Genomic DNA, 19,878 nt, shown 5'->3' on the forward strand with positions numbered 1-19,878 from the left:
ACCGATCAGGGCGTGATGACCACCTTTCCGGTGGATTTGCGCGCCCTCAGCAGGTCCATGCCGTCGGCCACCTTTGACAGGGGCAGGACATGGCTGACATGCGGTTTGATGCGGCCCTCGGCGTGCCAGCGGAACAGGGTTTCAAAGCTGTTGCGCACGATCTCGGGCCGGAATTTCAGATAGCCGCCGATATAGACGCCGATCACCGTCAGGTTCTTGACCATCAGGTGGTTGGCCGGGATTTGCGGAACCTCGCCCCCGGCAAAGCCGATCGGCAGCAGGCGGCCTTCGGGGTTGGTGGCGCGAAAGGCCGCCTTGAACACGTCGCCGCCGATCGCGTCATAGACGACATCCGCGCCGCCCAGGTCCAGCACCCGCTGCCGCAGATCCTCGTCCGCATCGATAAGGTGGTCCGCCCCGGCGACCTTGGCCACGGTCAGCTTGTCGGCGCCGCGTGCCTGCGCGATCACGGTTGCCCCCATCAGCCTGCCGATCTCGACCGCAGTCAGCCCCACGCCGCCGGCTGCGCCAGTCACCAAAAGCGTTTCGCCCGGTTGCAGGCGGGCGCGGTGATCCAACGCGATGTGGCTGGTGCCATAGGCGATCTGGATCGCAGCCGCTTCCTCGAAGCTGCAGGACGACGGCAGCATGACGGCCCGGTCGGCGTCGAACACGCCGAACTCCGCCAGCCCGCCTTGCCCTGAATAGACCGCGACACGGTCGCCGGGGCCGAAGTGGACGACACCGGGGCCGACGGCGTCCACGATCCCGGCGATCTCGAGCCCCAGCGTGAACGGGGCAGGGGGTGTGTCCTGATAGGTGCCCTTCTGCATCAGGAGGTCGGCAAAATTCAGGCCGCACGCGCGGATCTCTACGCGGATCTGTCCCGGCCCCGGCTCGGGTTTTGCGATATCGCGCAGTACGGCCCGGGCTGTGGCCGAGGGAATTTGGTAGGCGAGCAATTCGTGTCCTCCGTGGTCGCGGTCTAGGCATGGGCAAGCGGGCGAGATTGTCAATCTTCGATGGCGGGTAACGTTCCGGACCAGCGTCGAAATTCCCTGATTCAGGGTGATTTGACGCCCCTGAACGCATGTACAACCGTAAAGTTCTGTTGACCGGTTCCGACTCAACCTTCTTGAAAAGAATCGAAAATGGCGCAATGATGGGCTGCAGAAGTGCTGTTTCGGGGGGCATTTCCGGTGTTGAAGGATAGTCGTTCAGCGGCCGGCATGACGGTCTCTGTCGCGTTCGCGTTTTCCCGGGCGGTTGTGTGTAGGATAGGAGAGTACCAATGACCCATCATGTGGATGTCCATGTGGGCAAGCGCGTCCGGCATCGTCGCTGGCTGATCGGAATGACACAGCAGCAACTTGCCGAGCAGGTCGGTATTAAGTTTCAGCAGATCCAGAAATACGAGACCGGCGCCAACCGGATCAGCGCGTCGCGTCTGTGGGACATTGCCGAGGCGCTGGACGTTCCGGTCAGCTTTTTCTTCGAGGGGCTCGAAGACACGCAGAAATCCGAAAGTGGCAAGAAGTCGGTTCCGGCCGACCTGATGGGCGACAAAGAGGCGCTCGATCTCGTGCGTTCGTATTATGCGATCCCCGAGAACCAGCGCCGCCGTCTGTTCGAATTGGCCCGGGTTCTCAGCGACGTGGCCTGAGTAGAAGGCGCTTGACTTTGCGCGGTACCCGCCGCACCAGTCGCGTATGTCTGGTACCGTATTGACCGATCTTGAAGTTGCGGAAAAGCTGGCCGACGCTGCGCGTGCGGCCATTTTGCCGTTTTTTCGCCGACCCGACCTGCAAACGGACAACAAGCAGCAGGGGGGATACGACCCCGTGACCGTTGCCGACCGGGCTGCCGAGCAGGCGATGCGCGCCGTTCTGGCCGAATTTCGCCCCGAAGACGGGATTCTGGGTGAGGAGTTCGGAAACGTCACCGGAAGCTCGGGCCGGACTTGGGTGTTGGATCCGATCGACGGGACCCGGGGCTTTGTCAGCGGAACGCCGACATGGGGTGTGCTGATTGCGCTGGCGGATGCGACCGGGCCGGTGCTTGGCGTCATCGACCAACCCTATATCGGCGAGCGATTCGTAGGGCACGACACGGGTGCCGTCATGACGGGCCCGCTGGGGCAGGCCAGCCTCTCCACCAGAAAAACCGCAGCGCTGAAGGACGCGATCCTGTTCACGACCTTCCCCGAGGTCGGGACCGCCGACGAGGGGCAGGCGTTTCGCGCGGTCGCCGAACAGGTGCAGCTGACGCGGTACGGCATGGATTGCTATGCCTATGCGCTGCTGGCGGCCGGTCAGGTCGATCTGGTGATCGAGGCCGGTCTGAAGCCCTATGACATCCAGGCCCCCATCGCCGTGATCAGCGCCGCCGGCGGCGTGGTCACCGACTGGCAGGGCGGCCCGGCCCATCTGGGCGGGCAGGTGCTGGCAGCCGCCAACCCCGACCTCCACGCGGCGGCGCTGGACCTGTTGCGCCGGGCCTGACGCGGCTTGCCGCCCGGCATCTGTCCGGCTAAGGTCCCGCAGCCGGTTCTTCCGCCCGTTTTCCACCGGCGCGACGCACTCTTGTCATGAGACGGGCAGATGTCAGGAGTGCCAGATGACCGAATTCCTGTTAAAAAATGCCGATGTCGTTCTGACGATGGACGACGCCCGGCAAGAACTGTTTGGGGCCGACATACTGGTCCGCGATGGGGTGATCGCCGGGATCGGGCATCGCCTTGAAACCTCGGGCGAGATCCATGATCTGTGCGGCTGCGTGGTCACGCCCGGGTTGGTGAACACCCATCACCACCTGTACCAGACCCTGACGCGCGCGGTTCCGGCCGGGCAGGATGCGTTGCTGTTCGGCTGGCTCAAGACGCTCTATCCGATCTGGGCGCGGTTCGGCCCCGAGCACATGTTCGTTTCGGCGCAGATCGGCCTGGCCGAACTGGCCCTGTCCGGCTGCACGCTCAGTTCGGATCACCTGTACCTGTATCCCAACGGTGTGCGGCTCGAGGATACGATCGCCGCCGCGTCCGAGCTGGGCCTGCGGTTTCACCCCACGCGCGGCGCGATGAGCATCGGCGAAAGCAAGGGCGGCCTGCCACCCGATGCGCTGGTTGAATCCGAGTCCGCGATTCTGAATGACATGATCCGCGTGATCGATGCCTTTCACGACCCGTCCGAAGGGTCGATGTGCCGGGTGGGGCTTGCACCGTGCTCGCCCTTTTCGGTCAGTCGCGACCTGATGCGCGACACGGCGTTGCTGGCGCGTGACAAAGGCGTGATGCTGCACACTCACCTCGCTGAAAATGACGAGGATGTCCGGTATTCGCAGTCCCGATTCGGGTGCCGACCGGGTCAGTACGCGCAGGATCTGGGCTGGACCGGCCCGGACGTGTGGCATGCCCATTGCGTCAAGTTGGATCGGGCCGAGGTCGATCTGTTTGCGCGGACCGACACCGGGGTTGCCCATTGCCCATGTTCCAATTGCCGGCTGGGCTCGGGCATCGCACCGGTGCGCGCCCTGCGCGATGCCCAGGCCCGCGTCGGGCTGGGCGTCGACGGGTCGGCCAGCAACGACAGCGGCAACCTGATGGCCGAGGCACGTCAGGCGATGCTGCTGCAGCGCGTGGCCAACGGTGCAGACGCCATGTCGGCCCGCGAGGCGCTGGAAATCGCCACGCGCGGAGGCGCCGATGTTCTCAACCGCCCGGATTGCGGGCGATTGATGCCGGGCAAGCGGGCCGATATCGCGGTGTGGGATGTCAGCGGTGTCGAAAGTGCCGGCAGTTGGGACCCAGCAGCGCTGCTGCTTGCCGGCCCCAGCCGGGTCAGACATCTGTTCGTCGAAGGGCGGCAGATCGTACGCGACGGTCAGATCACCACCATCGACCTGCTGCGCGTGATCGAACGTCAGAACCAGCTTGCGCGCGTGCTGCAGGCGTGAAGCGGCCTCAGAACCTCGCTTGTCGCCCGTCCGCAGCCCACGCTGCCGGGCCGATCAACCCAGCGCCCGGCGCCCTCCGATCCAGACTTGGGCCACCGCCCGGTCGTCGCCCATCATGATTGTGGGAAAGATGGCTTCCCAGATGTCGTCCGCCTGCGAAACGCGCTGCGCGATGGCCGGGGTCGAGGACAGATCGAGCACGACCAGATCGGCCTCCATCCCCGGCGCGATATTGCCGATACGGTCGTCCATCCGCAGCGACCGGGCCGAGCCGGCGGTGCCCAGCCACAACAATTGCGCGGGGTGCAGCGGGTGCCCCCGCAGCTGGCCGATCTCATAGGCCGCGGCCATGGTCCGCAGCATCGAGAAGCTGGACCCGCCGCCGGTATCCGTGGCCAGACCGATGCGGTGGCCGTCGCGCATCAGCCCATGCATGTCGAACAGGCCCGATCCGATGAACGTGTTCGAGGTCGGGCAGTGAATCAGCGCGGCGTCGACCTCGCGCAGACGATCGCGTTCGCGCGGCTCCAGATGGATGGCGTGGCCGTACAGCCCACGCGGGCCCAGCAGGCCGAATTTCTCGTAGGTGTCCAGATAGTCGCAGGCCTCGGGAAACAGCGACCGGACCCATTCGATCTCGTCGGTCTGTTCGCTCAGATGGGTCTGCATCAGGCAGTCGTGATGCTCGGCCCAAAGCGCGCCCATCGCTTCCAACTGCTCGGGCGTCGACGTCGGGGAGAACCGCGGCGTGATGGCATAGGAAATCCGGTCCACGCCGTGCCATCGGCCGATCAGCGCCCTGCACTGGTCATAGGCCGTCTGGGCGGTGTCCCGCAGGCCGTCGGGTGCGTTGCGGTCCATGCAGGTCTTGCCGGCCACCACACGCTGCCCGCGGGCCTGCGCTTCGGTGAAGAACGCATCGACGCTTTCGGGATGGATTGTGCAGAAGCTGCACATGGTCGTGGTGCCATGCGCCGCGGTCAGGTCCAGATAGCGCCCGGCGATTTCGGCGGCATGATCCGGGTCGCCGAATTTCATCTCTTCGGGGAAGGTATAGGTGTTCAGCCAGTCGATCAGCCGCTTGCCCCAGCTGGCGATGATCGCGGTCTGGGGGTAGTGCACATGCGGATCGACGAACCCGGCCAGAATCAGGCGCGCGCCATGGTCGTGGATTTCGGCATCGGGATGCGCGGCCGTCAGAGCCTGGGCCGTGCCCATCGCACCGATCCGGCCGTCTTCGATCAGAACGGCCTCGTGCAGCCGGGCCGCTTGGTCGGGGTCAGCCTGAAATGGCGACTGCTCGAAACTCAGAACACGCCCTTTCAAAAGCGTTTTTTGCGCCATCGGCTTTGATCTCCGGGTGAGTGGAACCGCATTGCAGCATAAGCCTGCAAAAGATGTGGGTAAATTGCGCCATTGTCATTGTTTTCCTGTAGCTGCTTCTTTTATTAGGGGCCAATCCAACGGACGGGGGCAGCGCATGACCGCAGACAATGATGAAATCGTGATCGACCAGCCCCGCGACGAAGATGCCTATGCGCTGGATCGCAACATCGTCGCGGCAATCCTGCAGGCGGTCGAGGACGGGGACCGCGATCGTCTGGTCGAGCTGATGGAGCCGCTGCATGCGGCCGACATCGCCGACCTTCTGGAGCAGATCAGCCCGCAGGACCGTTCGCAGCTTCTGCACCTGTACGACCGCGAGTTCGACGGCGACATCCTGTCCGAACTGGACGAATCCGTGCGCGAGGAGGTCATCGACGAGCTGCGGCCCGACGTTCTGGCCGAGGCTGTCCGCGAGCTGGAAAGCGACGACGTGGTCGATCTGCTCGAGGATCTCGAGCATTCGCAGCAAGAGGCGGTTCTGGATGCGTTGGAGGATTCCGAGAGGATCGCGGCGCAAAAGGCTTTGTCCTACCCCGAACACTCGGCCGGCCGCCTCATGCAGCGCGAAGTGGTCATGGTGCCCGAACACTGGACAGTGGGGCAGACCATCGACTACATGCGCGCGCATGAGGATCTGCCGGACCAGTTCTATCACGTCGTTCTGGTCGATCCGCGCCTCAAGCCGGTGGGTCAGGTCACGCTGGGCCGGTTGATGGCGGCGCGGCGCGATACGCCGTTGCGCGACATCGCCGACGAAGAATTCCACATCATCCCGCTGACCCAGGACGAAGAAGATGTGGCCTATGCCTTCAAGCAGTACCACCTGATCTCGGCGCCGGTGGTCGATGATGACGGGCGGCTGGTCGGGGTCATCACCATCGACGACGCGATGGAGGTTCTGGACGACGAGCACGAGGAAGACATGCTGCGCATGGCCGGTGTGGACGAGGACTCGAGCCTGTCGGACACCATCCTCGAAACCGCGCGCGGGCGGGCGACCTGGCTGTTCGTCAACCTGCTGACCGCGATCTTTGCGTCGCTGGTAATCAACCTGTTCACGGAAACGATCGACCAGATGGTCGCGCTGGCGGTCCTGATGCCGATCGTCGCGTCGATGGGCGGCAATGCCGGCACCCAGACGATGACGGTGACCGTGCGGGCCATCGCCACACGTGACCTGACAGCCAACAACGCGCTGCGGGTTCTGTTCCGTGAGGTCTCGGTGGGGGCGCTCAACGGTCTGTTTTTCGGGTTGGTGATGGCCGTGGTCGCCGGGTTCTGGTTCGGCGTGCCGATGCTGGCGGTGGTCATCGGGCTGGCGATGGTGCTGACGCTGGTGGCGGCGGCGCTGGGCGGCATTCTGATCCCGCTGGCGCTGGACCGTCTGAACATCGACCCGGCCCTGGCTTCGGGGCCGTTCGTCACCACCGTGACGGATGTGGTCGGGTTTTTCGCGTTCCTGGGTCTTGCCGCGCAGGTGCTGCTGTGACCGGGTTGGCCGAGATCAAGGCCGCGGCGCGCAAGGCCGCCTTTGCCCGACGCAAGGCCGCTTTCGATGCCCGCCCGCCGGGCACGGCCGGCCGCCTGTCCGAGGTGCTGGCGGGTTATCGCGGCGTGCCCCTGTCCGGCTACATGCCGATCCGCACCGAGATCGACCCGTTGCCCGCCATGGCCGAGGCCGCGGCCCATGGGCCGGTCGGCGTTCCAGTCATCCAAGGGGCCGGGCAGCCTTTGCAATTTTCGCGCTGGACACCGGACGGGCCGCTGAAGGACGGTCCGTTCGGCGCCAAGGTGCCCGAGGTCGACGATTATTTCGATCCCGAGATCGTGATCGTGCCCCTGGTGGCCTTCGATGCCCGTGGCGGGCGGCTGGGCTATGGCGGCGGGTTCTATGACCGGACACTCGAGCGGCTGCGCGCCCGACGCGCGACCTTGGCGATTGGTTTCGCCTTCGACGCGCAAGAGGCTGACGAGCTGCCGCTGGAACCTACTGATCAGCCACTGGACATGGTGGTCACCGAAAGCCGGGTTCTGAGTTTTCGGACCTAGTTCTCGAAATGGGCGCGCAGATAGTCCCAGGCATCGACTTCGGTTCCGTCCGCCAGCACGCAGACCCCGTATTCCGAGCCGTCGGCGTTCTTGCGGATTTGATAGTCTCCGCCGTTTTCGATGCAGAAAGTGGCCGCCGGATTGGCCATCGTGGTTTTGGTCTGCGCCTGGGCGCAGGCCCCGGCAAGAAGAGCGGTTGCCGTCACAATCAGTTTTTTCAATGATGCCTCCTGAGGTTGCAAATCAATGTTGGCACCATTGCATGCTCCAAGGGGAATGCAAGCCATCGAGGGCCGGGCTTTTGCACGGTTCCGCCTTGTTATTGCCGTCTGCTGCGCCTAGGACCGCGATATGAGAATTCTGTTTTTGGGCGACGTCATGGGGCGCGCCGGTCGAACCGCCATCAAGACCCATCTTCCCCGCCTGCGCGAGGAATGGAGGCTGGATTTCGTCGTGGTCAATGGCGAGAACGCCTCGAACGGCATGGGCCTGACGGGCGACCATGCCAAGCTGCTGCTGGAGGCCGGCGCCGATTGCGTCACGCTGGGCGATCATGCCTTCGACCAGAAGGACATGCTGCAATTCATCGAAAGCGAACCGCGCGTCGTGCGGCCGGTGAACTTTGCCAAGGGCGCGCCGGGGCGGGGCCACCGCCTGTTCACCGCACCCGGCGGCCGCAAGGTTCTGGTGGTTCAGGTGCTGGGGCAGGTCTTCATGAAGCGGCCTTTCGACGATCCGTTTTCGGCCATCGAACCGATCCTCAAATCGCACCCGCGCGGCGGGCAGGCGCAGGCCGTCATCGTCGACATGCATTGCGAGGCGACCTCGGAAAAGATGGCCATGGGGCATTATTGCGACAAGCGCGCCAGCCTGGTGGTGGGAACCCATACGCATGTGCCCACGGCCGACGCGCAGATCCTGCCGGGCGGTACCGCCTATCTGACCGATGCGGGGATGTGCGGCGACTATGACTCGGTGATCGGAATGGACAAGCAGGAACCGATGCGGCGGTTCATCACCGGCATGCCCAAGGCCCGGTTCACCCCCGCGAATGGCGAGGCCACGCTGAGCGGCGTTTTCGTCGAAACAGATGACCGGGACGGTCAGGCGAAATCGGTCAGCATGGTGCGTGTGGGCGGGCGACTGCAACAGGCCGGGCCGTGATCGAACGGCGGGCTTGCCCTGTCCGGTGCAATGCTGGAAACTGTCGCTCAGGCACGGTGGCCGGTTAAGGGTTCGGACAGAAGACCACGAATGAATCTCCTTACTTTGTCAGAAACAGGCAGCGCGATTCTGGCGCTGCTGGTCGTCGCGGGCATGTTCGTCATGTTCCTGCGCGAGGTCTACCCGGCCGAGGTCGTCGCCATCGGCGGCGTTTCGGTGATGCTGGTCACCGGGATCCTGCCCTATCAGAATGCGCTGGCCGTACTTTCCAACCCTGCGCCGTGGACCATTGCGGCCATGTTCATCATCATGGGCGCGCTGGTGCGCACAGGGGCCTTGGACGCTTTTACCGTGGCTGCGCAGAAACAGGCCCAGGTCAACCCTCGCATCGCCATCGGATTGCTGATGACATTCGTGGTGCTGGCCTCGGCCGTGGTGTCGAACACGCCGGTCGTGGTGGTGATGATCCCGGTCTTCGTCCAGATCGCGCGCACGCTGAACGTGGCCCCGTCGAAACTGCTGATCCCGCTCAGCTATGCGGCGATTCTGGGTGGCACGCTGACCCTGATCGGCACCTCGACCAACCTGCTGGTCGACGGCGCCGCCAGGGCGCAGGGTCTGCAGCCCTTCACGATCTTCGAGGTCACGCCTCTGGGCATCATCCTGGTGATCTACGGCATGGTCTACCTGCGGTTCATCGCGCCCAGGCTGCTGCCGGATCGCGACAGCATGGCCAGCCTTCTCAGCGACCGGTCCAAGATGAAATTCTTTACCGAGGCGGTCATCCCCCCCGACAGCAACCTGATCGGGCGCGAAGTGACCGGGGTGCAGTTGTTCAAACGCCCCGGCGTGCGGCTGATCGACGTGATCCGCGGCGACGAGTCGCTGCGGCGCAACCTGCAGGGTGTCACCCTGCAGGTCGGCGACCGGGTGGTGCTGCGTACCCAGATGACGGAACTTCTGAGCCTGCAGCGCAACAAGGAACTCAAGCGCGTCGATCAGGTCTCGGCGGTCGAAACGCGCACGGTCGAGGTTCTGATCACGCCGGGCTGCCGGATGGTGGGGCGCACGCTGGGCGCGCTCCGGCTGCGCCGCCGCTACGGTGTCTATGTGCTGGCGGTGCATCGACGGAACCAGAATATCAGCGGTCAACTGGACGACCTTGTCGTTCGGGTGGGTGACACGCTGCTGCTGGAAGGCGCGCCGGCCGATATTCAACGTCTGGCCGCCGACATGGACATGGTTGACGTCACCCAGCCTTCAGCGCGTGCATTCCGGCGCGGGCATGCGCCGATTGCCATCGCCGCATTGCTGGGGATCGTACTGCTGGCGGCCTTTGGGGTCGCGCCCATCCTGTTGCTTTCGATTCTCGCTGTTGCAGTGGTTCTGATGACCCGCTGCATCGACGCGGACGAGGCGTTTTCTTTTGTCGAAGGCCGTCTGCTGGCGCTGATCTTTGCCATGCTGGCCATCGGGGCCGCGCTGGACAGTTCGGGCGCGGTGTCGCTGATTGCCAATGCAATCGCCCCGTCCTTTGCCAACCTGCCGCCCTTCCTGATCGTCTGGGCCGTCTACCTGCTGACCTCGGTTCTGACCGAGCTGGTCTCGAACAACGCGGTTGCGGTTGTCGTCACGCCGATCGCCATCGGTCTGGCGCAGGCGGTGGGGGTGGATCCGCGCCCGCTGGTGGTGGCGGTGATGGTCGCGGCGTCGGCCTCTTTCGCCACACCGATCGGGTATCAGACCAACATGATGGTCTTTGGCCCCGGCGGGTACCGGTTCACCGATTTCATGAAGGTCGGGATTCCACTGAACCTGACGGTCGGGCTGCTGGCGTCGCTGATCATCCCGTTCCTCTGGCCACTTTGAGTTTTGGCTTGATTTCGCCGTTTCTGTACGGCCAGGCTTGCAAACCGCTTCGGCGCCACGATCTTTTAGGCAGGAAACCGGCGACGAGGGGATCGGACAATGCAAACGGCAAAAAGCCTGCTGGCAGGAACCGCGTTGTGGGCAGCCGTGTGCGGCGCCGCCCAGGCGGGAACCGTCGAGGGAACCGCCACCTACCGCGAAAGGATCGCGGTGCCGCCGGGTGCGACCCTGTTCGTCGAGCTGCAGGACGTTTCACGTGCCGACGCGCCAGCCGTCACGCTGGCTGCGCAACGCTATGCATTGACGGGCGTGCCTGCCCAGTTCGCGCTGACCTATGACGACGCGTTGATACAGGATCGGCACCGCTATGTGGTGCGAGCCTCGGTGCATCAGGACGGCAAGCTGCTGTTCACCACCGATACCGCTTACCCGGTTCTGACCAATGACGCCGGAAACTCGGTCGATCTGGTCATGGTCAAGGTTCAGGAACGGGGTGCGGCGATGCTTGAGAACACGCAATGGACCGCAACCGAGGTGAACGGCGTTGCACTGGACGCCGAGAAACGCCCGCAAATTACCTTTGCCGAGGGCGGAGCCTTTGGGGGAACAGGCGGTTGCAACCGGTTCAGCGGACAGGCCGAGATATCGGGCAAGTCGATGTCCTTCCCCGACAACATGGCCGCCACCCTGATGGCCTGCCCGCCGCCGCTGGACGAGGTCGAACGGGAATTCCTTGCCGCTCTGCCAAAGGTCGCAAGCTTTGTTCAGCGCGGGGACACACTTGTTCTGGTCGATGCGGCAGGTGAACCGGTTCTGCAGTTCCGCCGCGACCAATAATGCCCAAGGGCCGTCAGGCGACGGCCCTCGACCGCCCGGCATTGCGGCCCGAGAAGATGCATCCGCCCAGGAACGTGCCCTCAAGCGCGTTGTAGCCGTGATAGCCGCCGCCGCCGAACCCCGCGACTTCGCCGGCCGCGAACAGGCCGGGAACCACCTGGCCGTCCGCCCCGATCATCTGACTGTCCAGATTGGTCTGCAAGCCGCCCAGCGTCTTGCGGGTCAGCACATGCAGCTTGACCGCGATCAGCGGGCCGTTTTTCGGATCAAGGAACTTGTGCGGTTTGGCGGTGCGGATCAGCTTGTCACCGCGATAGTTCCGTGCCGCCAGGATCGCCATCATCTGCGCATCTTTCGAGAACGGATTGTCCACCTGTGAATCCCGCGCCTCGATCTGGGCGCGCAGATGCGCCTCGTCGATCAGGCCGCCGCCCAATTGGTTCATCCCGCTCACCAGCTCGGTCAGCGTGCTGGCGACGACGAAATCCTCGCCCTTTTCCTTGAACGCTTCGACCGGCCCGGTGGCCTTCGACCCCGAGAGGACCCGCTGGCGGATGACCTCCTTCCAACTGCCCGAGGTGAAATCGGGGTTCTGTTCCGACCCGGACAGGGCGAATTCCTTTTTGATGACCTTCTGGGTCAGGACGAACCAGCTGTATTCATAGCCGGTTTTCAGGATCTCGCGCAGGGTGCCCAGCGTGTCGAACCCGGGCAGGCAGGGGGGCTGCAGCCGGTTGCCGCGCGCGTCGAACCACATGGAGCTGGGGCCGGGCAGGATGCGGATACCATGCGCGGGCCAGATCGGGTCCCAGTTGCGCACGCCTTCGGTGTAATGCCACATGCGGTCGCCGTTGATCACGTGGCCGCCGGCCTTTTCACTGATCGCGATCATCCGGCCGTCCACATGGAAGGGAACACCCGCCACCATGTCCTTGGGCGGTTCGCCCAGGCGGTCGCGGGGCCAATTCTGGCGCACCATCTCGAAATTGCCGCCGATCCCGCCCGAGGTGACGATGACCGAGGGCGCATAGACCTCGAACTCGCCCACCTCGTCACGGTTGGTCTTGGCGCCGCGCGGGGCTGCGTCATCGGCCAGAACCTCGCCCGAGACGCCCTTGGCCTCGCCGTTCTGCATGATGATGTGGCTCACCTGATGGCGGAACTTCAACTGAATCAGGCCGGCGCTGACATGCTCGCGGACCCGGCGGATGAAATGCTCCAGCACGCCCGGGCCGGTGCCCCAGGTGATGTGGAACCGCGGGACCGAGTTGCCGTGACCGTCGGCATAGGATCCGCCGCGTTCCGCCCAGCCGACCACGGGAAACCAGCGCAGGCCCATCTGGTGCAGCCAGGGGCGCATCTCGCCGGCGGCGAATTCGACATAGGCCTCGGCCCATTTGCGGGGCCAGGCGTCCTCGTCGCGGTCGAACTGGGCGCTGCCCATCCAGTCGCGCAGGGCCAGGTCGCGGCTGTCGCGGATGCCCATGCGGCTTTGCTCGGGCGTGTCGACCATGAACAGGCCGCCCAGGCTCCAGAAAGCCTGACCGCCCAGGAAATGCTCGGGTTCCTGGTCCAGCACGATCACCTTTTTGCCGCGGTCACCCAGTTCGGCCGCCGCGGCCAGTCCGGCCAGCCCGCCACCCACGACGATCGCATCAGCAGTGTTTTCGGTCATGCTCTGTCCTTTCAGCGGTTGCGGTACCAGGCGATGAAGGGGATCGCGACGGCGTACATGGTGATCCCATAGACGGCCGAGGGCAGGGCCAGCGGGCTGAAGCCGCTTTCGGTTCCGGTGATCAGGGCCGCCAGCGTGATGCCCAGGGTCGAGTTCTGGATGCCGGTTTCGATCGAGATGGTCTTGGCCTCGTTCCACGACAGTTTCGCCACTCGCGCCAACCCCAATCCGATCAGCAGCAGCGCGAGGTTCAGCGAGATCAGCCCCCCACCCATGATGCCCAGATTGTCGACGAAAAGCTGCCAGTTTCCAGCCAGCGCAGCGATCACGATCAGGACGAACAGGATGGTGGCCAGTTTCGACAGGGGGCCGTCGATCCGGTTGGCAAGACCGGTTGCAAAGTGGCGCAGGCCAACGCCGATGGCGACGGGCAGGGTGGTGATCAGGAACATCGCCAGCGCAAGACCGCTGATCGACACTTCAGGTGCGTCCTCGCCCATGAAGTGGTCGATCGACCAGGCCGCCAGAAGTGGTACCGTGAAGATCGACAACAGGCTGATCACCGCCGTCAGGCTGACCGACAGCGCCACATCGGCCTTCGCCAGTTTCGACAGAATATTGCTGGTGACACCGCCCGGGCAAAAGCTGAGCAGCATGAACCCGACCGCGATCGCCGGCGGCAGCGCGAACAGCTTGACCGTGGCAAAGGCCGCGACCGGCAGCAGAACGACCTGGCAGACCGCGCCGATCGCAAACGGATAGCGCCGACTGATCACCCGCCGGAAATCTGCCACCTCAAGTCCGATGCCCAGAGACAGCATGATGATGGCCAGCGAAACCGGCAGGCCCACGTTTATCAGAAGATCCAAAACAACCCCTCCCAAAGTCGTTTCGGTCCAACCTAAGCGTGCGGTCCCCGGTCAGGCAACCGCGCCGTTGGGTCACCCGTAGCGCTGGGCGAAACGGCGCAGGATTTCGCCGGGCTGCGTGACCTCGGCGGCATGGCAGCGGTCGATCAGCGGTTGGGCGTCCTCGGGACGGAAATAGCCGTGGTTCTTGTAGATGTGGATGCGCTGTTCAAAGTCCTTGGCGTCGGCTTCGGGGTGGAACTGCGTGGCATAGACATTCTGGCCCCAGCGGATCATCTGGAACGGGCAGGGGTCTGACGCGACCAGATGCACGCAGCCCTCGGGCAGGGCCTGCACCGCCTCTTTGTGGCCGACGAAGGCATCGAAGTGGTTCTCGAGGCCGGCGGTCAGCGGGTCGCGGGCGCCATCCTCGGTCAGGTGGCAGCGCGACGGGCCGACCGGCTCGCCATAGCGATCCTTGCTGACCGGCGCGCCCAGATGCGCGGCCAGAATGCCCAGGCCATAGCAGCAGCCCATGAAGGGATGATCGTGCGCCGTGATCTGTGGCATCAGCCCCATGATCGCGCCCTCGATCCGGGCATCCATCGGCGATTTGCTGGCCGGATCGTCGCTGACGCAGCCCGGCCCGCCGCCCACGATCACGCCGGCATAGTCGGTCACGTCAAGACCTTCGGGCAGGGCTTGGCAATCCAGCCGGATGCGGTGGGTGCGCTCGGGCGACAGACCGGACCGGTTCAGGATCGAGGAATATTCGGCGTCCGAGGCATCGGTCTCGGGGCGCAGTTGCAGGATCAGAAAGCGTTTCATGCGCTGCCCTTAGCGCGCGGTTCGGCGGTCACGCAAGCCCTCACAGCGGCCAGAACACAAGGATCGCCGGCACCGAAACCGCCACGATCAGTATTTCCAGGGGCAGGCCCATACGCCAATAGTCGCCAAAGCGATAGCCGCCGGGCCCCAGCACCAGCGTATTGTTCTTGTGCCCGATCGGGGTGAGGAACGCCGCCGAGGCGGCCACCGCCACCGCCATCAGGAACGGATCGGGTGAAACCTCGAGCGTGCGCGCCATCTGGATGCCCACCGGCGCGGCCACGATGGCGGTTGCGGTGTTGTTCAGCACGTCCGACAGCGTCATGGTCACGACCATAAGAACCGTCAGTATGGCCCAGGCCGGCAGGCCTTCGGTCAGTTGGACCAGCGCATTCGCGATCAGTTCCGTCCCGCCCGAGCTTTCCAGCGCGCTGCCCAGCGGAATCATCGAGCCCAGCAGAACCACGACCGGCCATTCGATCTGATTGTAGATCTCGGTGATCGGGATGATCTTGGTCAGCACATAGGCGATCACCACAAGCCCCAGCGCAATGGGCAGGTAGATCAGCCCGATGCTGGCGGCCAGAACGGCGGCGGCGAGCAAGCCGATGGCCAGCCACGCCTTGTCATTTGCGGTCACGTTCAAGCCGCGTTGGGCCAAAGGCAGGCAGCCCAGCCACTCGGTCACGTCCGCGCCCCGGTCGCGCGGGCACAGCAGCAGCAGGATGTCGCCCGGCTGCACCTCGGTCTTGCGGACCTGCTGGGTGATACGCCGGCCTTGGCGGGAAATGCCCATCAGGATCGTGTTCTGCCGCCAGGCCAGCCCCAGCCCCTGTGCGGTGCGCCCCGCGATGCGCGCGCTTTCGGGTACGACGACTTCGATCACCTCCAACCCGTCGCCGGCAGCCGTCAGCAGCTCTTGCCGGCGGGCATCCGAGAAATCCAGGTTCAGCGCGGCGCGGAACTCGTCCAGCGCCTCGGGGCTGGCTTCCAGCACCAGCGCGTCACCTTCCTGAAGGATTGCGTTTGCCGCCCGGCCATAGCGGCGCTTGCCGTCCCGGATCAGACCGATGATGGCGACGTCGGATTTTTCGGCCACCTCGTCCAGCTCGGCGACGCGTTTGCCGATATGGGGTGACTCAGCCGGGATTGTCAGTTCAGCGATGTATTCCGCCAGCGTTTCCGAACTCTCGGTCTGTTCGCCGCGGTTGGGGATCAACCGCCAGCCGATCAGGGCGACGAAGGCCAGACCTGCGATGGCCGCCAGCCCGCCAACCGGGGCGAAATCGAACATATGGAACGGCTCGCCCAGGGTTTCCTGCCGGATCGACGCGATGATGATGTTCGGCGGTGTGCCGATCAACGTGGCCATGCCGCCCAGAATGGTGGCAAAGCTCAGCGGCATCAGCGACAGGCCGACGGGGCGCCCGGCTTTGCGCGCGGTCTGAATGTCGACGGGCATCAACAGCGCAAGCGCCGCCACGTTGTTCATGAAGGCGGACAGAACGGCTCCGATCCCGCCCATCAGCGCGATATGCGCGCCCAGGCCCCGCGAGGCATCGACCAGCGTGCGGGTGATCAGGAACACCGCCCCCGACCGCACCAGCCCGGCCGAGACCACAAGCACCAGCGCCACGATGATCGTGGCCGGATGGCCGAACCCTGCAAAGGCTTTGTCAACTGGAACAACGCCCAGGATCACGCCGACCATCAAGGCAGCAAACGCCACCAGGTCATATCGAAACCGGCCCCACAGAAGCAGGCCGAATACGGCAATGAACAGGGCAAAGAGAATGATCTGGTCCGTCGTCATTGGCCCACCATAGCGGTACCGACCTGCCGGGAAAGCGGGTGTCTTGATCCTTTGCCCCGCAAACGTCTATATGTGCGCCGGATACCCACACACGAATACGAGGACGCAACATGGCAGGCCATTCCAAATGGGCCAACATCCAGCACCGCAAGGGGCGTCAGGACGCCGCGCGGTCCAAGCTGTTTTCCAAGCTGTCGAAAGAGATCACCGTGGCCGCCAAGATGGGCGATCCCGACCCGGAAAAGAACCCGCGTCTGCGTCTGGCCGTGAAAGAAGCGAAGTCGCAATCGATGCCCAAGGACAACATCGAACGCGCGATCAAGAAGGCCACCGGTGGCGACGCCGAGGCCTATGAGGAAATCCGCTATGAGGGCTACGGTCCCAACGGTGTCGCGGTCATCGTCGAGACCATGACCGACAACAAGAACCGCACCGCGTCGAACGTGCGTTCGACCTTCGCCAAGAACGGCGGCAACCTGGGCGAGACCGGCTCGGTCGGGTTCATGTTCGAGCGCAAGGGCGAGGTGGTCTATCCGGCGTCCGCAGGCGATGCCGACACCATTTTCGAGGCCGCCATCGAGGCCGGCGCCGAAGATGTCGAGAGCTCGGAGGACGGCCACATCATCTGGTGCGCCGATACCGACCTGAACGACGTCGCCAATGCGCTCGAGGCCGCTTTGGGTGAATCGGAATCGACCAAGCTGGTCTGGAAGCCGACCACCACGACCGAATTGGGGCTGGAGGACATGCAGCGCCTGATGAAGCTGGTCGAGGCGCTGGAAGACGATGACGACGTGCAGCGCGTCACAACCAATTTCGAAGCCTCCGACGAGGTGATGGCGCAGCTCTGACGCCACCGCATCACGTTGCCAGAAAACCCGGCCCTTGGGCCGGGTTTTTCAGTTCAGAACCTGCTTTGCGGCCTGTTGCACGGCGCGGGTCAGCGGGGTCAGCGCCGGCGCCAGAATGCGCCCGACCTGCCAAGTCAGCGGCACGTCCAGCGGGGCGTCGGGCTCGATCTCGCGCAGGCGGCCGTCGGCGATGGCGGACCGCACCAGAGGTTCCGGGTTCATTCCCCAGCCCAGACCGGCGGCAGCCGCCGTGACGAAGCCGCTTGACGAAGGCAGAAAATGGGTCGGCGGCGACAGGCGCTTGCCGGTCCGGGTCTCGATCCAGGTTTTTTGCAGCATGTCCTTGTGGTTGAAGGTCAGGCAAGGCGCGCGAGACAGGCTGTGCGGTGTCACGCCGCTTGCGAACCAGCGCGCGATGAAGGCCGGGCTGGCCGTGGGCAGGTATCTGAGCGATCCCAGCGGCGTTGCCGCGCAGCCGGGCACCGTTTGGCCGCCCACCGTGACCGCCGCGCTGACCTCTCCGCGCCGCAGCCAGTCGGCCGAGTGGTCCTGGTCGTCGATCACAAGATCGAACAGCATTCCGTCGACCGAAGCCATGGCCGCGATGAAAAAGGTCGACAGGCTGTCGGCGGGCACGGCGATGCGGACCCGGGCCGGGCCGTGCCCTGCATCCAGTGCCAGTTCACGCCGAAGCTGCGCCTCGAGCAGGCCAATGTCTTCGGCATGCCGGGCCAGCCTTTGTCCGGCCTCGGTGCCCGTGCAGGGGGTTCCGCGCCGCACCAGAGACAGCCCGATCCGGTCTTCCAGCGCCTTGATCCGTTGCGAGATCGCCGAAGGGGTGACCCCCAGTTCCTCGGCCGCGGCCTCGAAGCTGCCCCGCCGCAGGATCGCTACAAGCGCCGCCAGGTGATTCCGGTCGATTTCCATTAGAAACTCTAATTTCAGATTAGCATCTTTAATTTGATAAAAGACCTTTCCCGCTGTAGTCAACGTCTGCGACACAGGAGGTTCCATGACTGCATCCATGTTTCCGGGCTTTGCGCTGGGCTTCAGCCTGATCTTGGCCATCGGCGCGCAGAACGCGTTCGTACTGCGCCAGGGGCTGCGGCGCGAACACGTTTTTGCCTTGTGCCTGACCTGCGCCGTCTCGGATGCGATCCTGATCGCCGCGGGGGTCGCCGGCTTTGGCAGCCTGGCCCAGGCCGCGCCCTGGCTCGAGCCCATGATGCGTTATGGCGGCGCGTTGTTTCTGACATGGTACGGGCTGCGCAGCCTGGCCTCGGCCTGGCGGGGCGGAGCGGCGCTGGAACTGGCCGAGGGACAGCGCACCAGCCTGCGGGCGGCGCTGCTGACGGTGTTGGCCTTCACCTGGCTGAACCCGCATGTCTATCTGGATACGGTGGTGCTGATCGGGTCGATCTCGGCACAATATCCCGACCGGCTGGGGTTCGCGATAGGGGCGATGTCGGCCAGCTTCGTGTTTTTCTTTTCGTTGGGATACGGGGCGCGGGTGCTGTCGCCCATTTTCGCCCGGACGCGGGCGTGGCAGGTGCTGGACCTGCTGATCGGGCTGGTGATGCTGGCCATCGCGTGGAAACTGGTGGCGATGTAAGGGCTTGTTCCCCGGCGGCTTTCGGTGTTCAACCGGATCCATGACAGCTTTCGCCGCCCAATCCCGGCCCTTGGCCGGCATGTTCTGGATGTTCACGGCTGGCCTGTCCTTTGTCGGGATGACCGCCCTGGTCAAATCGCTGGGCACCACGATGGATCCGATCCAGGCGGCTTTCCTGCGCTATGCGCTGGGGCTCGTGTTCCTGCTGCCGGCCGCGCGGGCGATCCTGACGACCCGGCTGACCCGCCGAAACCTGACGCTGTTTTCGGTCCGGGGGGCCATCCATGCGGTCGGCGTGATGCTGTGGTTCTTTGCCATGACCCGCATCCCACTGGCCGAGGTGACGGCCATGAACTATCTCACGCCGGTCTATGTGACGCTGGGGGCCGCGCTTTTTCTGGGCGAGACCATGGCCTTTCGCCGCATCGCCGCCGTGCTGGTGGCCATCGTCGGTGCCGCGATCATCCTGCGGCCGGGATTTCGCGAGGTCTCTGCCGGGCATCTGGCCATGCTGGGCACCTCGCTGATGCTGGGCGGGTCGTACCTGTCGGCCAAGGCGATGGTGCGGGATGTGCGGCCCTCGGTCGTGGTGGCGCATCTGTCGATCTGGACGACGATCTTCCTGATCCCTTTTGCGATCGCCGTCTGGACGCCGCCCAGCCTGCGCGACATCGGCGTGCTGTTCCTGATCGCCAGCTTTGCCACGGCCGGGCATTACTTCATGACCCTGGCCCTGAAGGCCGCACCCGTCGCCGTGACCCAGCCGGTCACATTCCTGCAGCTGATCTGGGCCACCCTGCTGGGCGCGCTGGTCTTTCACGAAGGCGTGGACATCTGGGTGGTCGCGGGCGGTACGCTGATCCTGGGGGCGGTCAGTTTCATCACCTGGCGCGAGGCCGTGCTGAACCGCAGCGGCGTGACGCCGCCCAGTATCGCCCCCAAGCTTTGACGGCGGCCGCCATCTCGTTATTGATTGACGAGTCAATAAAAAGGTC

19 protein-coding genes are annotated in these 19,878 nt (G+C 64.6%); 11 read left to right on the forward strand and 8 right to left on the reverse strand.

Features of this window, described 5'->3' with window-relative positions:
* Positions 1-5 precede the first annotated feature (5 nt).
* Positions 6-962, reverse strand: coding sequence for an NADPH:quinone oxidoreductase family protein (locus tag F3H26_RS03290; RefSeq protein WP_149774649.1), 957 nt, complete (start codon positions 960-962; stop codon positions 6-8).
* Between the two features lie 329 nt (positions 963-1,291).
* Between F3H26_RS03290 and F3H26_RS03295 the strand changes: the two genes are divergently transcribed.
* The 3 genes from F3H26_RS03295 to F3H26_RS03305 all read left to right on the forward strand — a co-directional run bounded on the left by F3H26_RS03295 (position 1,292) and on the right by F3H26_RS03305 (position 3,951).
* The gene (locus tag F3H26_RS03295) at positions 1,292-1,663 is read left to right on the forward strand and encodes a helix-turn-helix domain-containing protein (protein ID WP_149774650.1); all 372 of its coding nucleotides are present in this window, start codon (positions 1,292-1,294) and stop codon (positions 1,661-1,663) included.
* 46 nt (positions 1,664-1,709) lie between these two features.
* Complete coding sequence (hisN, locus tag F3H26_RS03300; protein ID WP_149774651.1) at positions 1,710-2,501, forward strand: histidinol-phosphatase; 792 nt, start codon at positions 1,710-1,712, stop codon at positions 2,499-2,501.
* A 115-nt stretch (positions 2,502-2,616) separates the two neighbouring features.
* Entirely contained in the window at positions 2,617-3,951 is a 1,335-nt protein-coding gene (locus tag F3H26_RS03305) for an 8-oxoguanine deaminase (RefSeq protein ID WP_149774652.1), read from the forward strand.
* Positions 3,952-4,005: 54 nt separating this feature from the next.
* Here F3H26_RS03305 and guaD read toward each other — a convergent pair whose 3' ends face one another.
* Positions 4,006-5,295 (reverse strand): guanine deaminase, encoded by a 1,290-nt coding sequence (gene guaD, locus F3H26_RS03310; protein ID WP_149774653.1) that lies wholly within the window; start codon positions 5,293-5,295, stop codon positions 4,006-4,008.
* A 136-nt stretch (positions 5,296-5,431) separates the two neighbouring features.
* Between guaD and mgtE the strand changes: the two genes are divergently transcribed.
* Positions 5,432-6,826, forward strand: coding sequence for a magnesium transporter (gene mgtE / locus F3H26_RS03315; protein WP_149774654.1), 1,395 nt, complete (start codon positions 5,432-5,434; stop codon positions 6,824-6,826).
* Positions 6,823-7,386, forward strand: a complete 564-nt coding sequence (locus F3H26_RS03320; protein ID WP_149774655.1) for a 5-formyltetrahydrofolate cyclo-ligase — start codon at positions 6,823-6,825, stop codon at positions 7,384-7,386. Before mgtE ends, F3H26_RS03320 begins: the two co-directional genes overlap by 4 nt.
* On the opposite strand, the gene F3H26_RS03325 is transcribed toward F3H26_RS03320, so the two are convergent.
* On the reverse strand, positions 7,383-7,607 hold the full coding sequence (locus F3H26_RS03325) for a putative hemolysin (protein ID WP_223162417.1): 225 nt from the start codon (positions 7,605-7,607) through the stop codon (positions 7,383-7,385). The genes F3H26_RS03320 and F3H26_RS03325 overlap by 4 nt on opposite strands.
* Positions 7,608-7,737: 130 nt before the next feature.
* Between F3H26_RS03325 and F3H26_RS03330 the strand changes: the two genes are divergently transcribed.
* The 3 genes from F3H26_RS03330 to F3H26_RS03340 all read left to right on the forward strand — a co-directional run bounded on the left by F3H26_RS03330 (position 7,738) and on the right by F3H26_RS03340 (position 11,256).
* Complete coding sequence (locus tag F3H26_RS03330) at positions 7,738-8,550, forward strand: TIGR00282 family metallophosphoesterase (protein WP_149774657.1); 813 nt, start codon at positions 7,738-7,740, stop codon at positions 8,548-8,550.
* A 90-nt stretch (positions 8,551-8,640) separates the two neighbouring features.
* The gene (locus F3H26_RS03335; protein WP_149774658.1) at positions 8,641-10,419 is read left to right on the forward strand and encodes an SLC13 family permease; all 1,779 of its coding nucleotides are present in this window, start codon (positions 8,641-8,643) and stop codon (positions 10,417-10,419) included.
* A gap of 99 nt (positions 10,420-10,518) precedes the next feature.
* Complete coding sequence (locus tag F3H26_RS03340) at positions 10,519-11,256, forward strand: YbaY family lipoprotein (RefSeq protein WP_149774659.1); 738 nt, start codon at positions 10,519-10,521, stop codon at positions 11,254-11,256.
* Between the two features lie 13 nt (positions 11,257-11,269).
* On the opposite strand, the gene F3H26_RS03345 is transcribed toward F3H26_RS03340, so the two are convergent.
* The 4 genes from F3H26_RS03345 to F3H26_RS03360 form a co-directional block, all read right to left on the reverse strand.
* Positions 11,270-12,931 carry an FAD-binding dehydrogenase gene (locus F3H26_RS03345; RefSeq protein WP_149774660.1) on the reverse strand — a complete coding sequence of 554 codons (1,662 nt, stop codon included), beginning with the start codon at positions 12,929-12,931 and terminating at the stop codon, positions 11,270-11,272.
* An 11-nt stretch (positions 12,932-12,942) separates the two neighbouring features.
* Positions 12,943-13,800 carry a bile acid:sodium symporter family protein gene (locus F3H26_RS03350; protein WP_149774661.1) on the reverse strand — a complete coding sequence of 286 codons (858 nt, stop codon included), beginning with the start codon at positions 13,798-13,800 and terminating at the stop codon, positions 12,943-12,945.
* 72 nt (positions 13,801-13,872) lie between these two features.
* Positions 13,873-14,607, reverse strand: coding sequence for a glutamine amidotransferase (locus F3H26_RS03355; RefSeq protein WP_149774662.1), 735 nt, complete (start codon positions 14,605-14,607; stop codon positions 13,873-13,875).
* A 40-nt stretch (positions 14,608-14,647) separates the two neighbouring features.
* Positions 14,648-16,420, reverse strand: coding sequence for an SLC13 family permease (locus F3H26_RS03360; RefSeq protein WP_149774663.1), 1,773 nt, complete (start codon positions 16,418-16,420; stop codon positions 14,648-14,650).
* A 110-nt stretch (positions 16,421-16,530) separates the two neighbouring features.
* Between F3H26_RS03360 and F3H26_RS03365 the strand changes: the two genes are divergently transcribed.
* Positions 16,531-17,271 carry a YebC/PmpR family DNA-binding transcriptional regulator gene (locus F3H26_RS03365; protein ID WP_149774664.1) on the forward strand — a complete coding sequence of 247 codons (741 nt, stop codon included), beginning with the start codon at positions 16,531-16,533 and terminating at the stop codon, positions 17,269-17,271.
* 48 nt (positions 17,272-17,319) lie between these two features.
* On the opposite strand, the gene F3H26_RS03370 is transcribed toward F3H26_RS03365, so the two are convergent.
* Positions 17,320-18,198 (reverse strand): LysR family transcriptional regulator ArgP, encoded by an 879-nt coding sequence (locus tag F3H26_RS03370; protein WP_149774665.1) that lies wholly within the window; start codon positions 18,196-18,198, stop codon positions 17,320-17,322.
* Between the two features lie 85 nt (positions 18,199-18,283).
* Between F3H26_RS03370 and F3H26_RS03375 the strand changes: the two genes are divergently transcribed.
* The gene (locus F3H26_RS03375) at positions 18,284-18,883 is read left to right on the forward strand and encodes a LysE/ArgO family amino acid transporter (protein WP_149774666.1); all 600 of its coding nucleotides are present in this window, start codon (positions 18,284-18,286) and stop codon (positions 18,881-18,883) included.
* A gap of 40 nt (positions 18,884-18,923) precedes the next feature.
* Entirely contained in the window at positions 18,924-19,832 is a 909-nt protein-coding gene (locus tag F3H26_RS03380) for a DMT family transporter (protein ID WP_149774667.1), read from the forward strand.
* The last annotated feature ends 46 nt before the right edge of the window (positions 19,833-19,878 follow it).

Source organism: Ruegeria intermedia, assembly GCF_900129345.1.
Classification (GTDB): Bacteria; Pseudomonadota; Alphaproteobacteria; order Rhodobacterales; family Rhodobacteraceae; genus Ruegeria; species Ruegeria intermedia.

Excerpts from the sequence above, each read along its gene's own strand:
- F3H26_RS03295 (WP_149774650.1), top strand. The coding sequence starts at position 1,292 with ATGACCCATCATGTGGATGTCCATGTGGGCAAGCGCGTCCGGCATCGT.
- hisN (WP_149774651.1), top strand. The coding sequence starts at position 1,710 with ATGTCTGGTACCGTATTGACCGATCTTGAAGTTGCGGAAAAGCTGGCC.
- F3H26_RS03305 (WP_149774652.1), top strand. The coding sequence starts at position 2,617 with ATGACCGAATTCCTGTTAAAAAATGCCGATGTCGTTCTGACGATGGAC.
- guaD (WP_149774653.1), bottom strand. The coding sequence starts at position 5,295 with ATGGCGCAAAAAACGCTTTTGAAAGGGCGTGTTCTGAGTTTCGAGCAG.
- mgtE (WP_149774654.1), top strand. The coding sequence starts at position 5,432 with ATGACCGCAGACAATGATGAAATCGTGATCGACCAGCCCCGCGACGAA.
- F3H26_RS03330 (WP_149774657.1), top strand. The coding sequence starts at position 7,738 with ATGAGAATTCTGTTTTTGGGCGACGTCATGGGGCGCGCCGGTCGAACC.
- F3H26_RS03335 (WP_149774658.1), top strand. The coding sequence starts at position 8,641 with ATGAATCTCCTTACTTTGTCAGAAACAGGCAGCGCGATTCTGGCGCTG.
- F3H26_RS03340 (WP_149774659.1), top strand. The coding sequence starts at position 10,519 with ATGCAAACGGCAAAAAGCCTGCTGGCAGGAACCGCGTTGTGGGCAGCC.
- F3H26_RS03345 (WP_149774660.1), bottom strand. The coding sequence starts at position 12,931 with ATGACCGAAAACACTGCTGATGCGATCGTCGTGGGTGGCGGGCTGGCC.
- F3H26_RS03355 (WP_149774662.1), bottom strand. The coding sequence starts at position 14,607 with ATGAAACGCTTTCTGATCCTGCAACTGCGCCCCGAGACCGATGCCTCG.
- F3H26_RS03360 (WP_149774663.1), bottom strand. The coding sequence starts at position 16,420 with ATGACGACGGACCAGATCATTCTCTTTGCCCTGTTCATTGCCGTATTC.
- F3H26_RS03365 (WP_149774664.1), top strand. The coding sequence starts at position 16,531 with ATGGCAGGCCATTCCAAATGGGCCAACATCCAGCACCGCAAGGGGCGT.
- F3H26_RS03370 (WP_149774665.1), bottom strand. The coding sequence starts at position 18,198 with ATGGAAATCGACCGGAATCACCTGGCGGCGCTTGTAGCGATCCTGCGG.
- F3H26_RS03375 (WP_149774666.1), top strand. The coding sequence starts at position 18,284 with ATGACTGCATCCATGTTTCCGGGCTTTGCGCTGGGCTTCAGCCTGATC.
- F3H26_RS03380 (WP_149774667.1), top strand. The coding sequence starts at position 18,924 with ATGACAGCTTTCGCCGCCCAATCCCGGCCCTTGGCCGGCATGTTCTGG.